At 65.3% G+C, this 14,585-nt stretch carries 10 protein-coding genes and 1 pseudogene; 8 read left to right on the forward strand and 3 right to left on the reverse strand.

What is annotated here, in order from left to right; translation table 11 throughout:
• Positions 1 to 22 precede the first annotated feature (22 nt).
• Positions 23 to 1,195 carry a hypothetical protein gene (locus tag A2Z13_06950; GenBank protein ID OGP76796.1) on the forward strand — a complete coding sequence of 391 codons (1,173 nt, stop codon included), beginning with the start codon at positions 23 to 25 and terminating at the stop codon, positions 1,193 to 1,195.
• Entirely contained in the window at positions 1,192 to 4,401 is a 3,210-nt protein-coding gene (locus tag A2Z13_06955; protein ID OGP76746.1) for a multidrug transporter AcrB, read from the forward strand. The genes A2Z13_06950 and A2Z13_06955 overlap by 4 nt, the downstream gene beginning before the upstream one ends.
• A gap of 132 nt (positions 4,402 to 4,533) precedes the next feature.
• Here A2Z13_06955 and A2Z13_06960 read toward each other — a convergent pair whose 3' ends face one another.
• Both A2Z13_06960 and A2Z13_06965 read right to left on the reverse strand, forming a co-directional pair.
• On the reverse strand, positions 4,534 to 4,926 hold the full coding sequence (locus A2Z13_06960; GenBank protein OGP76747.1) for a hypothetical protein: 393 nt from the start codon (positions 4,924 to 4,926) through the stop codon (positions 4,534 to 4,536).
• A 250-nt stretch (positions 4,927 to 5,176) separates the two neighbouring features.
• Complete coding sequence (locus tag A2Z13_06965) at positions 5,177 to 6,577, reverse strand: hypothetical protein (GenBank protein ID OGP76748.1); 1,401 nt, start codon at positions 6,575 to 6,577, stop codon at positions 5,177 to 5,179.
• 128 nt (positions 6,578 to 6,705) lie between these two features.
• Here A2Z13_06965 and A2Z13_06970 point away from each other — a divergent pair, with 128 nt between their 5' ends.
• The gene (locus tag A2Z13_06970; GenBank protein OGP76797.1) at positions 6,706 to 7,164 is read left to right on the forward strand and encodes a hypothetical protein; all 459 of its coding nucleotides are present in this window, start codon (positions 6,706 to 6,708) and stop codon (positions 7,162 to 7,164) included.
• Between the two features lie 111 nt (positions 7,165 to 7,275).
• Complete coding sequence (locus A2Z13_06975; protein ID OGP76749.1) at positions 7,276 to 7,764, forward strand: hypothetical protein; 489 nt, start codon at positions 7,276 to 7,278, stop codon at positions 7,762 to 7,764.
• A 2-nt stretch (positions 7,765 to 7,766) separates the two neighbouring features.
• On the opposite strand, the gene A2Z13_06980 is transcribed toward A2Z13_06975, so the two are convergent.
• Positions 7,767 to 8,921: a hypothetical protein gene (locus A2Z13_06980; GenBank protein ID OGP76750.1), complete on the reverse strand. Its 1,155-nt coding sequence runs from the start codon at positions 8,919 to 8,921 to the stop codon at positions 7,767 to 7,769.
• Between the two features lie 364 nt (positions 8,922 to 9,285).
• On the opposite strand from A2Z13_06980, the gene A2Z13_06985 reads away from it, so the two are divergent.
• The 4 genes and pseudogenes from A2Z13_06985 (at position 9,286) to A2Z13_07000 (ending at position 14,585) form a co-directional block, all read left to right on the forward strand.
• Positions 9,286 to 11,694, forward strand: a complete 2,409-nt coding sequence (locus A2Z13_06985) for a 3-hydroxyacyl-CoA dehydrogenase (GenBank protein ID OGP76751.1) — start codon at positions 9,286 to 9,288, stop codon at positions 11,692 to 11,694.
• Between the two features lie 16 nt (positions 11,695 to 11,710).
• Positions 11,711 to 12,889 (forward strand): acetyl-CoA acetyltransferase, encoded by a 1,179-nt coding sequence (locus A2Z13_06990; protein OGP76752.1) that lies wholly within the window; start codon positions 11,711 to 11,713, stop codon positions 12,887 to 12,889.
• A 122-nt stretch (positions 12,890 to 13,011) separates the two neighbouring features.
• Positions 13,012 to 13,341 carry a hypothetical protein gene (locus A2Z13_06995; GenBank protein OGP76753.1) on the forward strand — a complete coding sequence of 110 codons (330 nt, stop codon included), beginning with the start codon at positions 13,012 to 13,014 and terminating at the stop codon, positions 13,339 to 13,341.
• Positions 13,342 to 13,756: 415 nt separating this feature from the next.
• A pseudogene (locus A2Z13_07000) lies at positions 13,757 to 14,585 on the forward strand (O-acetylhomoserine aminocarboxypropyltransferase).

Raw genomic sequence — 14,585 nt, forward strand, 5'->3', positions numbered from 1 at the left:
AATCGGGAGGACGAAGACAAGAATGCGCAGCGTGGCGGGCCTCGCGGCAGGACTCCTTCTGGTGGCCGGAGGCGCAGGCCTGCTCGCCGGGTGCCGGGAAAAAACCAAGCCGGAGACGGCGGAGGTCCAGCGGCCGCTGGTGACGGGAGTGGAGGTGGTGACGGTCTCCCTCTCCCCGCAGGAAACGATCGTCGAGGCCGTCGGGACGGTCCGGGCGCGGACCATCGCCGCCGTGGCCCCCCAGGTGATGGGGAGGGTGACCTCCTTCCCCGTCTCGGAAGGGAGCAGGGTGGAAAAGGGTGCGCTCCTCGCCACGATCGACGACGCCGCGATCCGGGCGCAGGCGGCGGCGGCCGAAGGGATGGTGGCGGAGGCCCTCGCCGCGCGCGAGGAGGCCGAGCGAGCCATCGCGCAGGCCGAGGCGGGCAAGACGCTCGCCGAGAAGACGTACTCCCGGTTCCGGAAGCTGCACGAGGAAAGGGTGGTCACGCAGCAGGAATTCGAAGAGATCGAGGTGAAGAGAACGGTGGCCGTGAAAGACCACGAACGGGCCCTGGAAAAGCTCGCGCAGGCGACTGGAAGGATCGCGCAGGCGAGGGGACAGGCCGACGCGGCGAACGCGATGCTCTCCTACACGAAGGTGACGGCGCCGTTCGCCGGCGTGGTGACCGAGAAAAAGGCCGACGCCGGATCGATGGCCGTCCCCGGGATTCCGCTGCTGACCCTCGAGGACCCGCGCCGCTACCGGCTCGAAGCCGCCGTCCCGGAGACGCACCTTTCCCGGATCTCCGCGGGGTCGAAGGTCCAGGTCGTCCTGGATACGGCCCCGGACAAGCCGCTCCCGGCGGTTCTGTCGGAGATCGTTCCGGCGGTGGACCCGGCGAGCCGGACATTCATCGCGAAGGCCGACGTGTCGGGCCCCGGTTTGCGCACGGGGATGTTCGGGCGCCTCCGCTTTTCGGCGGGAAAGGAAACCGTCCTGGCGGTGCCGCCGAAGGCGATCTCCCGCGCGGGGGGATTTGACGGGGTGTTCGTCGTGACCCCGGACAACGTCGCGCGCCTGGTGATGGTCAAGACAGGGCGGCAGACAGGCGACCGGATCGAAATCCTTTCCGGGATCGATCCCGGCTCCCGCGTGGCCGTCTTCCCGATGGAAAAGCTGGTCGACGGAGCGAGGGTGGAGGTTCGCAGGTGAGGGAAAAGGGCCGCGGGCTGGCCGGCAGAATCGCGTCCGCCTTCATCGACTCCCGGCTGACGCCCCTGATCGTCTTGGCGTCGATGCTCCTCGGCGTGGGCGCGGTGCTTCTCCTTCCCCGGGAGGAGGAGCCGCAGATCGTCGTCCCGATGATCGACGTGTTCGTGCAGATGCCCGGATCGTCGGCAAAGGAGGTGGAGGAGCGGGTCACCAAGCCGATGGAGAAGCTCCTCTGGGAGATCCCGGGAGTCGAGTACATCTATTCCACGTCGTCGCCGGGCCGGTCCATGGCGATCGTCCGGTTCCAGGTGGGCGAGGACGAGGAAAAGAGCATCGTCCGGCTGAACCAGAAGATGTTCGCCAACTTCGACCTCATCCCCCCGGGCGCGAGCCCCCCGCTGGTCAAGCCGCGCTCCATCGACGACGTTCCCATCCTCGCCCTCACGCTCGATAGCGACCGGTACGACCCCTTCGCCCTGCGACGCGTCGCGGAAGGGCTCCACGACCAGGTCAAGTCGATCCCCGACGTTTCCGAGGTGAGGATCATCGGCGGCCAGCGCCGCCAGGTCCGGGTGATCCTGGATCCGGCGCGGATGGCGGCCACGGGCGTCGCCCCGGCCGCTCTCGTCCCGGTGCTCGAGCAGGCCAACCGCCAGCTCCAGGCGGGGAGCTTCCCCTCCGGGAACCGGGAGTTCCTGGTGGAGACCGGCGGCTTCCTGCGCACCGCGGAGGAAGTTGGCGGCGTGGTGGTGGGGGTCTCGGGCTCCCGGCCCGTATATCTCCGGGACGTGGCGCGGATCCAGGACGGTCCGGAGGAGCCCGTCGACTACGTTTTCACGGGCATGGGGCCTGCGGCCCGCGGGAAGGGCGCGACCGTCGCCCCGGCCATCACCCTCTCGGTGGCCAAGCGGAAAGGGACCAATGCAATCGCGGTTGCCGACCGGGTGATCGAAAAGGTCGATGCGGTCAAGGGGAGAATGATCCCGGGCGACGTTCGGCTGACCGTCACCCGGAACTACGGGGAGACGGCTGCGGAGAAGTCGAACGAGCTCCTCCTCCACATGATGATCGCCATCCTCTCGGTGTCGATCCTCATCTGGATCACCCTGGGCATCCGGGAATCGGGGATCGTGGCCACGGCCATCCCCGTCACCCTGGCGCTTACCCTCGCTGTCTTCTACCTTGCCGGCTATACGCTCAACCGGGTGACCCTCTTCGCTCTCATCTTTTCCATCGGCATCCTCGTGGACGACGCGATCGTCGTCGTGGAGAACATCGTCCGCCACTACCGCCTTCCCGAGAACCGCGGCCGGTCGGTGGCGGACATCGCCGTGGAGGCGGTGGACGAAGTGGGAAACCCAACGATCCTGGCCACCTTTGCGGTGATCGCCGCCATTCTGCCCATGGCATTCGTACGGGGGCTCATGGGCCCCTACATGCGCCCCATCCCGGTGGGGGCGACGGCCGCCATGCTCTTCTCCCTCCTCGTGGCCTTCGTCGTCACTCCCTGGGCGGGCGTGCGGCTCCTGCGGCGGGAGCCCCCTGGCGCCGAACACGGCGGAGAGGGCTGGACCACGCACCTTTACCGGCAGGCCATGGGCCGGCTCCTCCACAAACCCGTCTGGCGGTACGGCTTCCTGCTCCTGGTCGTCCTGCTCCTGCTGGGCTCGATGTCTCTCGTCGCCGTCGGGTTCGTCAAGGTGAAGATGCTCCCCTTCGACAACAAGAGCGAGTTCCAGGTGGTGATCGACATGCCGGACGACTCGACCCTGGAGCAGACCGCCGCCGCCACCCGGGAAATCGGGATTGCCCTGGCCTCCGTGCCGGAGGTCGTGAACTACCAGATGTACGTGGGCACCTCCTCTCCGTACAATTTCAACGGGCTGGTGCGGCACTATTTCCTGCGGCGCGGGCCCAACGTGGCCGACATCCAGGTGAACCTGGTCCCGAAGGGAGAGCGCAACTCCCAGAGCCACGACATCGCCAAGCGCGTACGGCCGAAGGTCCAGGCCGTGGCGGTCCGGTACCGTGCCCGGGTCAAGGTCGCCGAGGTTCCCCCCGGCCCGCCGGTCCTGCAGACCCTGGTGGCCGAGATCTACGGCCCCGACTACAAAGGCCAGATCGACGTGGCGCGTCAGGTCAAGGCCATTCTCGAAAAGACCGACGGCGTCGTGGATGTCGACTGGTACGTGGAGGACGACCGTTCCCGATATCGGTTCGACGTGGACCACGGGAAAGCCGCCCTGAACGGTGTCTCCGCCGAACAGGTGGCGGCTACCTTGCGCCTGGCGGTTGAGGGCGAGACGGCGGGGCTCCTCCATCCGCCCCTGGCGAAGGAAGACGTGCCGATCGTGCTCAGGCTCCCAACGGCCGAGCGCTCGAAGGTTGAAGATTTGATGCGGATCCGGGTGATGGGCCGGCAGGGGAAGCTGGTGCCTTTGGGCGAGCTCGTGCGGGTCGAGGAGGAGACGGCCGAGAAGAGCATCTACCACAAGAACCTGATGCCCGTGGTGTACGTGACCGCCGACGTGGCGGGGAAGGTGGAGAGCCCGGTCTACGCGATCCTTTCGATCAACAAGGAGCTGGACCATCTGACGCTGCCCGGCGGCTACCAGCTCGAGCGCTACGTGGCCCGGCAGCCGTTCACCGAGGAAAAGATCGCGATGAAGTGGGACGGGGAGTGGCACATCACCTACGAGGTCTTCCGGGACCTGGGGCTTGCCTTCGCGGCGGTGCTCGTGCTGATCTACATCCTGGTGGTGGGGTGGTTCCAGTCCTTCCGGACCCCCGTCGCCATCATGGCCGCCATCCCCTTCTCCCTGGTGGGGATCCTGCCCGCCCATGGCTTCATGGGGGCCTTCTTCACGGCGACCTCGATGATCGGCTTCATCGCGGGCGCCGGGATCGTCGTGCGCAACTCGATCATCCTCGTCGACTTCGTGGAGCTTCGCCTTTCACAGGGGATGCCGCTGGATCAGGCCGTCATCGATGCGGGGGCGGTGCGTTTCCGGCCGATGCTGCTGACGGCTGCGGCGGTGATCGTCGGCGCGTCGGTCATCCTCTTCGATCCGATCTTCCAGGGGCTGGCGATCTCGCTCATGGCGGGGGAAGTGGCCTCGCTCTTCCTCTCCCGGATGACGGTGCCGATTCTCTTTTACCTGAGCGAGAGCCGGAAGCACCGCCACGGGCCCCGTCTTCCCGGATAAGCATCCAATGCCCGACGCTCCCGTGGAAGGGCGCATCCGAAGCAGGCGACATGCTGAAAGAGTTCAAGGAATTCGCGATGACGGGCAATGGAGAAACGCTGTCCGCACATCACTTCGAACCTGCAGGGGGGGTTACTTCGGCGCGCCGATTTTTTTCAGGTTCTCCAGCTGGGTGGTGGCCGTCTGGACCGACCGGGCGGCCTCCGCGTGCGAGGGATCGTAGGAAAGAATCGCGCGCCACGAGGCGATGGCCGATCCGAGGTTCCCCTTGCGGTATTCGACCAGCCCCCTCTCCATGAGGCTCTCGGAGATCTGGTCGATGCCCGCCTTAAGATCCGCCTTCGTGAAGGGGATCGGCTTCCCCTTGTCCGCAGGGTGGGAGAGGAAGCGAAGTGCGGACGACCAGCGCCTGCCTGCCTCCTCCAGCCGTCCCTGTCGGAACGCCTCGTCCCCGCTGCTCTTCAGCCCGATGAGCGCCTCGGGGAAATCCTTGCCACGCCCGTGTGGCCGGGGTTTTCCTTCCACGCCGCCGAGAACATCTCCAGCGCCCTTTCGTAGTCCGCCTCGGCCATTGCGGCAACACCGGTGGAATATGCCCGGTCCGCAGGAGACACCGCAGGGGGTGCCGCAGGGAGCACTGCAGGGGGCACTGCGGGAGGCACCGTCGGGCGCGATGCGGGGGGGGGAGGGGCCGTGGGTGCCTCGCGTCTGAGCCCCCCGCACCCCGCCATCGCCAGGATCGTCAGCGCGGCAAGAAGGGCTCGTCCCTGCCGCGTCAAAGCGCCATCCCTTTCCAATCCTCGTTCTCCAGATGCGGCAGCTCCTGGACCATCCGGATGAACACGTCGGTCAGCGTGGGGGAGAACTGCGTCCCCCGGAACTGGAGGATCTCTTCCACGGCAGCACGGGGGGAAAGCGCCGCACTGTAGGGCCGCGTGGTGGTCATGGCGTCGTAGGCGTCGGCCAGCGCGATGATCTGCGCGTGGGTGTGGATCTCCGTGTCCCGCTTACCGTCGGGGTATCCGCTCCCGTCGAACCATTCATGGTGCGCCCGGACGATCTCCACGTACCGATGGAGGGAGGGGGCCATCTTGAGGATTTCCGCCCCGTCGACGGCGTGGGAACGCATCTCCTCGAACTCGGGGTGCGTGAGAGGGTGCTCCTTGAGGAGGATTTCGTCGGGCGTGCGGATCTTCCCCACGTCATGCAGCAGGCACGCCGTTTCGAGGTGTTCGATTTCTTCCGTGGAGAAGCCGAGCCGCCTGCCCAGCTCGCAGGAAAGGCGGGCCACGCTTCTGGAATGTCCGTAGGTATACGGATCCCGGGCGTCGATGGATGCGGCGATCACCCGCACCATGCCCACGTAAGCCTCTTCCAGCTCCTTCGCGTAGCGGCTGAGCCGGTTCTGCTGGGCGAGGATCGTCTCCGCCATCCGGTTGAAGTTGCGGGTCAGCTCGCCGAGCTCGTCCCCCCCCCGCGCCGGGATCGGGTGGAACGTCTCCCCCCCCGCCAGCTCGTTGACGCCCGAGGAAAGATTCTTGATGGGGGTGGTGATGAGGGAGGCCAGCATCAGGGTGCCGGCGAGTGCGATCACAAGGATCACGGAGGCGGCGAAGACGATCGACTGCCGGATTTTCCGCTGGGGGGAGAGCAGGCTCTCCCTGGAGAGGGCGAGCGACACCGTCCCGACGCGCTTTCCGGAGAACAGGATGGGGGTGGTGAACTCGATCAGGTCGCGGCCCTCTCGGGATACCTCCTCGGCATAGGTCTCGGGAAAGGTCTCCAGGGGCGTCGCGCGGTCGGGGATTTTATATTCCTTTCCTCGTTCCTCCATCCGGCTGTGCGCGACGACGACGTTTTTTGCGTCCCGGATCGCCACGTACTCGATGTCGGAGGAGCTGTTCTTCGTCTCGGAAGCCAGGCTGTCCATCGCCAGCGGGTCGCCGGAGAGGAGGGAATACCCCGCGGAGAGCGCAACGACGCGCGAGATGGCGGCACCCCGCTGCAGCAGGTCCTTGCGCAGCGCCAAATCCGTGATTCCCGTGACGACGACGGCGACCGACACGACGAGAAGGAAAACGAGCGGAAGCAGGAACGCGATCAGCTTGAGGCGGATCCCGGGGGAGAATCGCCGACGCGCCTTTCCCTCATCGGATTTCAGGAGTGTAATACGCATGGGGTACAATTATAGACCAAAAACCGGCGGTGAAGTTTCCAAGGTTCTTTGCATCCGCCGGGCGGATCCGGGAATCTAAAACGCATTCTGAATCAGGAGGCGCAGTGTCGGGAACGAATTTGCCCGAGATCCTCCGTCCGACCGGGTGGGGACATGCCGTGCTCAAAGTCCGCGACCTCGCGCGGTCGGAACGCTTCTACACCGAAGTAATCGGCTTCCGGGTCGCCGGGCGGCGGACGGGGATGTGCTTCCTCTCCCTGGGGAAGCAGCACCACGACCTTGCGCTCTACGAGGCCGGCCCGCGCGCGCAGATGCCCGGCGCGGGCAATCTCGGGGTGGTCCACCTGGCGTTCGCGATGGCGAGCGAAGGCGCCCTTCGGGGATTCTACGCGTCGCTCAAGGGGAAGGCGCAGATCCTGGGCGCCGTGGACCATGTGGTTTCCCGCAGTTTTTACATCACCGACCCGGACGGCTACATCCTCGAGTTCTATGCCAGCGCGCCGATGGAGGAGTGGTCCGACATCCCCAATCCCTTCGAGCGGGACCGCCCGTACAATCCCAGCGGGTCCATCTTCGAGGAAGAATAGCCCGCCTCCATAGAGGGTACCCGGTCTTGAGGGATTCTTTACCGTCGATTACAATGGCAACGGGTGCGGCTTCCTGCCGCGAGGGAGGTTCGGATGAAGGGACGTCGTGAGATGGCACGGTTCGTATCGGGAGCCTGCGCGGCGGTTTTCCTCGCCTGCGCCCCGGTCCCGGCGTTTTCCGAGGTGAACGTCAACATCAACGTCGGCCCTCCGCCGGTGCTGGTCCAGGAGTCGCCCGAGCTGATCGTCGTACCTCGAACGATGGTCTATTTCGCTCCCGCGGCCAGGGCGGATCTCTTTTTCTACCGGGGCCGCTGGTGGACGAGGCACGCGGGCCGTTGGTTCCGCGCGAGTTCCTACAACGGGCCGTGGGTGGTCATCGGTCCCCGCTACGTGCCGGTGGAGATCGTCCGGCTGCCGAGGGAATATCGGACGGTCTACGTCCGGGAGCATCGCGTTCCGTACGGCCAGCTGAAGAAGCACTGGGAACACCGGGAGTACGAGCGCCGGACGCGCGTGGGCGAGTGGAGGGAAGGGAAAGAAGAGAAGCGGGAACGCAAGGAGATGCGGAAGGAGAACAGGGGGCACGGGCGGGACTGAACTTAAACGAGCGCCTGGAGCACCTCGTTCGAAACGAATAACAGGCTGGCCGGCAGGCGGATACGGGAGCCCTCTTCCTGAAGCCTTCCGGCGCGCAAGAGCGATTCCACGGCCCTCCGCAGGCTTTCCGGCGGCGGGCCGACCTGTTTTTCGATTCCCTTCAGGTCGATTCCCTCCAGCATGCGCAGTCCGGCGATAAGGGACTCCCTCCACGCATCCTCCGGATTGCAGAGGTGCACGTTTTCCCAGGGCAGGTGGCCCTCCTCGATCCGGCGCCGGTAATCGGCAAGCGATGGCGGGTTGGCCGTTCGAACGCCCAGCGGGGCATTTTCGGAAGGGAAGAGCAGGCCGTGGGCGGATGGCCCGAGGCCGGTGGTCCCTTCCCGCCGCCAATATTTCATGTTGTGCCGGCATTCGGAGCCTGCACGGGCGAAGTTCGAGATCTCGTATTGGCGGTATCCGGAGCGGGAAAGGGCGGACCGCGTCTCCTCGTACATCTGCGCCACCAGGTCATCCGGCGGCATCCGCAGCTCCCCGCGCCCGATCGCCTCGCAGATCGGGGTTCCGGGCTCCGGGGCAAGCGCGTAGGCGGAGATGTGTGCGGGCAGGAAGGTGACGGTCCGGTCCAGGTCGTCCGCCCAGTCGGCGACCTCCTGCCCCGGGATCCCGAAGATGAGATCCATACCGATCGAGGAGAATCCTGCCCGTCGCGCGTCCCGGTGCGCCGCCCGCACCTCCTCGACGCCGTGGATCCGCCCGAGCGTCCGGAGGGTCCGGGGGGTGAACGACTGCACGCCGATGCTGACGCGGTTGAACCCCCCCGATCTCAGCGCATGGAAATCTTCCGCGGTTACGGTGCCCGGGTTGGCCTCGGTCGTCACCTCCGCATCCTTCGCGATGGAAAACCGCTCGCGCAGCGCGGAGAGGAGCCCGCACAAAGCTTCCGCCCCGAGCACGGTCGGGGTCCCTCCGCCGAAGAAGACGGTATCCGCATTCGCTGCCGCCTCGCCCGGGAACTTCTCCCGGAACAGGTCCATCTCACGGACCAGAAGCGCGCAGAAGTCCCCGATGGCTCGCCGGTCCCCCACCACCGAATAGAAATCGCAGTAGGAGCACTTCTTCACGCAGAAGGGGATGTGAACATAGATCCCGCGCATGCCCCTATTCTCCCCCGGCGTTGGACGGACCACAATGGCATCGCAAGGCGGGCGCTCCCGGCTGCGCCGCCTCGGAGGGGGACTCCGTTCGTGGCTCGCCGTGCGATGGACCCGCACGGCTGCGCTTTACCTCACTGCGCCCCCCTCCTGCGGCGGCTCCGCCGGTTAGCCATGGCGGATCGCCAGCGAGGTCCCCCCTGAGGCGAAGCGACTTCCGTTCAGGGCGAACAACGTGCGAGGGAACGCAGCCGATCGCGGCCCACCGCCTCTTGACAGCGGGGGCCTCCTGCGGTATGTGTATCGGGTACTGAATCACCATTCAGTAATTGCGCGCTGACCGCATCTTCCCAGGAGGTGGGAATCCATGTTTCCGAAAATCCGCCGGGTGGCCGTGCTCGGGGCGGGCGTGATGGGATCCGGGATCGCGGCGCACCTCGCCAACGCAGGAATCCCGTGCCTCATGCTCGACATCGTCCCTCCCCAATTCACCGAGGAAGATAAAAAGAAGGGGCTGACCGGGAAGAGCCCCGCTTTCCGCAACCGGTTCGCCGCGAAGGGGCTAGAGGGGATCAAGAAGAGCCGCCCCGCATTGCTGTACTCCTCCAAGGACCTGGGCCTCATCTCCATCGGAAATTTCGAGGACGACCTCGCGAAAGCCGCTGAATGCGACTGGATCGTCGAGGTGGTCACGGAGAACCTGGAGATCAAGCGGGCCCTCTACGACAAGATCGAGAAGCTCTGGCAGCCGGGGACGGTCGTCACCTCCAACACCTCCGGCATCGCGATCTCCCAGATGATGGAGGGGCGCGGCAAGGAGTTCCGGCGCCACTTCCTCGTGACCCACTTCTTCAACCCCGTTCGTTACATGAGACTCCTGGAGCTGGTCGCCGGTGAGGATACCGCCCCGGAAATCCTGCGCGGGATGGCGGAGTTCGGCGAACGGAGGCTGGGGAAGGGGATCGTCTACGGGAAGGACACGCCCAACTTCATCGGGAACCGGATCGGCGTCTTCGCGATGATGTACGCGATGCACGCGATGGTCGCGGACAGCCTCTCCATCGAGGAGGTCGACAAGATCCTCGGGCCCGCAATGGGCCGGCCCAAGTCCGCCGCCTACGGCACGGCCGACCTCGTGGGGCTCGACACGCTGCTGCACGTCTCCGACAACGTCTACAAGAACCTCCCCGACGACCCGGCGCGGGAGGTCTTCCTGCCTCCTCCGTTCGTGAAGGAGATGGTCCGGCGCGGCTGGATCGGGCGCAAGGCCAAGAGCGGTTTCTTCAAGATGGAGGGGAAGGGCGACGCAAAAAAGATGTTCGTCTTGGACTACCGGACGATGGACTACCGGCCCACCTCCAAGGTCGTCTTCCCGTCGCTCGACGCCGCCAAGGGGGAGGAGGACGTCGCCGGGAGGATCCGGAAGGTGATCGCGGGCGACGACAAAGCTGCAGCCTACGCGTGGAGGGTGCTCTCCGAGACGCTGCTCTATACGGCAAAAAGGATCCCCGAGATCTCCGACGATATCGCCAACATCGACAACGCGATCAAGTGGGGGTTCAACTGGACGCTGGGCCCCTTCGAGACGTGGGATGCGATCGGTCTTCCGGAATCCGTCGGGCGGATGCGGAAGGAAGGGAAGGCGATCCCCGAAAACGTCGGGAAAATGCTGGCGGCCGGGAACGCTTCCTTCTACCGGAGCCGCGAGGGGGTCCGGGAGTTCTACGACTTCGCTTCCGGGACCTACCGGCCGGTCCCCGTTTCGCCCGACGTCATCTTCCTGCCTGCGCTCGCCGACCGGAACAAGATGGTCCGGCGCAATCCGGGCGCAGCGCTCTACGACATCGGAGACGGCGTTCTGTGCCTGGAGTTCCATACCAAGATGAACACGATCGACGGCGACATCATCTCGATGATGAACGAGGGGGTGGACCTGGCGGAGAAGGAGTTCGCCGGGCTGGTGATCGCCAATCATGCGGAGAACTTCTGCGTGGGGGCGAACCTCATGCTCGTCTTCATGGCGGCGCAGAACAAGGACTTCGACGGCATCGAGAAGATGGTCCGCGAGTTGCAGAACGCCTGCATGCGGCTGCGCTATTCGGAAAGGCCCGTCGTGGCGGCCCCCGCGGGGATGGCGTTAGGGGGTGGGGCCGAAATCTGCATGGGCGCCGACCGGATCCGCGCCGCGGCGGAGACGTACATGGGGCTCGTGGAGGTGGGCGTGGGACTCCTCCCGGCGGGCGGCGGCACGAAGGAAATGGTGATCCGACACCTCGAGGGGATCCCCGACGGCGTTGCGGCCGACCCGCTCCCGTTCCTCCGGAAGGCGTTCGAGACGATCGGAATGGCGAAGGTGGCCACGTCGGCGAAGGAGGCGAGGGAATTCGGGTTCCTGCGGCCCTGGGACAAGATCACGATCCAGCGCGATTTCCTCATCCAGGACGCGAAGAGCACCGTCCTTGCGATGATCCGGGAGGGGTACGAGACACCCCGTCCCCGCACCGACATTCCGTTGCCGGGGCGCTCGGAGTTATCCTCTTTCGCCTACGGGCTTTACGCGATGAGGATCGCCGGGCACATCAGCGAATACGACGAACGGGTCGGGCGCAAGATCGCCTTCGTGCTGACCGGCGGGAACGTCCCGGCCGGAACGAAGCTGTCGGAGCAGGATCTCCTGGACCTGGAGCGGGAAGCGTTCCTGTCTCTCTGCGGAGAGGAAAAGACCCAGGCGCGCATCCAATACATGTTGATGAAGGGAAAGCCGCTGCGCAACTAGAGGGAGGAAAATGCCGATGGCGAAAGTCTATATTATCTCCGCGGTCCGCACGCCGATCGGGAGGGCGTACAAGGGAAGCCTCAAGGACACGCGGCCCGACGACCTCGGGGCCGTTGCGATCCGGGGGGCCGTCGAAAGGATAAAGAACCTGGACCCGGCGCAGGTGGACGACGTGATCTTCGGGTGCGCCATGCCCGAGGGGGAGCAGGGGATGAACGTGGCCCGGATCTGCGCCCTGAAGGCGGGTCTGCCGGACTCCGTTCCGGCGATGACCATCAACCGGTTCTGTTCCTCCGGGCTGCAGGCGATCGCCCTGGCCGCGGAGAGGATCCTGGCGGGGTTCGCCGACGTCATCGTGGCCGGCGGGACCGAGTCGATGACGATGGTCCCGATGGGGGGGAACAAGCCGTCCTTCAACCCCGAGATCATCGAGACGCGCCCCGAGGTGTTCATGCCGATGGGTCTCACCGCCGAGCAGGTGGTCCGCTTGTACAAGGTGACGCGCGAGGACCAGGACGAGTTCGCCTACCGGAGCCACATGAAGGCTCTCGCGGCGATCCGGGAGGGGAAGTTCAAGGAGGAGATCGTCCCCGTGAAGACGGTCGTCTTCGCCGCGGGGAACGGCGGGAAGCCGGTCCCCGGCGAGATCGTCTTCGAAGTCGACGAAGGCCCCCGCGCCGACACCACGCTCGAGGCGCTGGCGAAGCTGAAACCCGCCTTCGACCCCAAGGGGACGGTTACCGCCGGCAATTCCTCCCAGATGAGCGACGGGGCCGCCGCCGCCGTCGTGGTCTCGGAGAAGGCGATGAAAGCGCTGGGCGCGGAGCCCCTGGCGCGGTTCCTGGGGTTCGCCGCGGCCGGCGTGCCGCCCGAAATCATGGGGATCGGCCCGGTGAAGGCGGTCCCCAAGCTGTTGAAGAAGCTGCGGGTCAAGCTGACGAAGATCGACCTCTTCGAGCTGAACGAGGCTTTTGCCGCACAGTCGCTGCCGGTGATCCGGGAGCTCTCCCTGGACTCGGACAAGGTCAACGTCAACGGCGGCGCGATCGCGCTCGGGCATCCGCTGGGGTGCACGGGGGCGAAGCTCACCGCCACGCTGCTGCACGAGATGAAGCGCCGCAACGCGTCCCTGGGCGTGGTCACGATGTGCATCGGCGGAGGGATGGGCGCCGCGGGCCTGTTCGAGCGCGCCTGATCCTTTTTCGTCCCGGGTTGCACGGCCCAATTCCGCCATCGGCGGAGAAGATACGGGAAGAATCACCTGCACCCCGGCGGCGAACCACGGTTCGGGGGAATTCCAATCGGGAGGTACGAGGGATGAAGACGTTGCTGACGGCGGTCGGACTCATGATCGTTGCAACCTGCCTGGCGCTTTCCGGTTTTGCGGCCGAGGCGAAGAAGGGGAAGGCGGGAGAAGAGCTGTTTAATAAGCATTGTTCGACGTGCCATCGGGAGGGGGGGAACATCATCAATGCCAAGAAAACCCTGCGCGGCAAGGACCTCAAGGCCAACCACATCCTGAAGGCGGAGGATATCGTAAAGCTGATGAGGAACCCCGGCCCCGGCATGGCCAGCTATGACCAGAAGACCATCCCGGACAAGGATGCGATGGAGATCGCCCGGTACATCCTCGAGGCGTTCAAGTAAGTCGCGGAGCCTTCGCCCCCCGGACGGGCTTCGCCGTCCGGGGGGGACAAAGACGGCGAAACCCTCAGGCGAAGGGATTAGGAAGGAGACGATGCAGAAGGAAGGGGGGGCTCCCTTCTGCATACTGTATACACAAGTGTAGCGATCCCCGGAAACCCTGTCAAGAAAAATCCATTTAGAAAAATCCATTTAGTATTGTAGCGAGCTTACGATCTGTCCGGCCTTGTAGCACGTAATCTGTCCGGTTTCCATGGTTCCCGTGGAGGGGGCATCGATATTTACGGCCCCGCAGATGCCCGTAGAGGGGGATTCGAAATAGATTGACAGGGAAACAAATAGCCTATAATATCCATAATATCAATCGTCAATTGCCTCTGCAGGCAGGCAATATCCGCGGAAGAGAAAGGAGTTTGACATGTCGCAATCGTACAGGCCGGAGACGGTCGCCCTCCACGGGGGCAGAAGCCGGATCCAGCGACGACGGCGAGGGCGGTGCCGATCTACCAGACGACCTCCTACGTTTTTCACGACACCGCGCACGCGGCGAGGCTTTTCGGCCTGCAGGAGTTCGGCAACATCTACACCCGGATCATGAATCCCACCACCGACGTCTTCGAGCAGCGGGTGGCGCAGCTCGAGGGCGGGACGGGGGCGGTGGCGGTCGCCTCGGGCCAGGCCGCGGAAACCCTGGCGCTGCTGAACATCGCCAGCACGGGGGACGAGATCCTCTCTTCCGCATCGCTCTACGGCGGGACGTACAACCTGTTCCACTACACCTTCCCCAAGCTGGGGATCGACGTGAAGTTCATCGACCCCTCCGACCCCCATAATTTCAGGAAGTCGATCACGAAGAAAACGAAGGCGGTCTTCGCCGAGACGGTCGGAAACCCGAAGCTCGACACGCTCGACATCCGGGCGGTGGCCGACATCGCCCACGACGCGCGGATCCCGCTGGTCGTCGACCACACGATGCCCACGCCTTACCTGATGCGGCCCTTCGACCACGGGGCGGACGTCATCATCCACTCCGCGACGAAGTTCATCGGCGGGCACGGAACCTCCATCGGCGGCATCATCGTCGACTCGGGGAAGTTCGACTGGGGGAACGGCAACTTCCCCTCGTTCACCGAGCCGGACCCCTCGTACCACGGCCTCAAGTTCTGGGAGGTCTTCGGGAACTTCCCGGGCCTGGGCAACGTGGCGTTCATCCTCAAGCTGCGCGTCCAGCTCCTGCGCGACCTGGG

The organism is Deltaproteobacteria bacterium RBG_16_64_85 (assembly GCA_001798885.1).
Lineage (GTDB): Bacteria > Desulfobacterota > Deferrimicrobia > Deferrimicrobiales > Deferrimicrobiaceae > FEB-35.

Bases quoted from the DNA above. Each gene is read 5' to 3' on its own strand.
- A2Z13_06990 (OGP76752.1), top strand. From the start codon at position 11,711: ATGGCGAAAGTCTATATTATCTCCGCGGTCCGCACGCCGATCGGGAGG.
- A2Z13_06965 (OGP76748.1), bottom strand. From the start codon at position 6,577: ATGCGTATTACACTCCTGAAATCCGATGAGGGAAAGGCGCGTCGGCGA.
- A2Z13_06985 (OGP76751.1), top strand. From the start codon at position 9,286: ATGTTTCCGAAAATCCGCCGGGTGGCCGTGCTCGGGGCGGGCGTGATG.
- A2Z13_06950 (OGP76796.1), top strand. From the start codon at position 23: ATGCGCAGCGTGGCGGGCCTCGCGGCAGGACTCCTTCTGGTGGCCGGA.
- A2Z13_06980 (OGP76750.1), bottom strand. From the start codon at position 8,921: ATGCGCGGGATCTATGTTCACATCCCCTTCTGCGTGAAGAAGTGCTCC.
- A2Z13_06995 (OGP76753.1), top strand. From the start codon at position 13,012: ATGAAGACGTTGCTGACGGCGGTCGGACTCATGATCGTTGCAACCTGC.
- A2Z13_06975 (OGP76749.1), top strand. From the start codon at position 7,276: ATGGCACGGTTCGTATCGGGAGCCTGCGCGGCGGTTTTCCTCGCCTGC.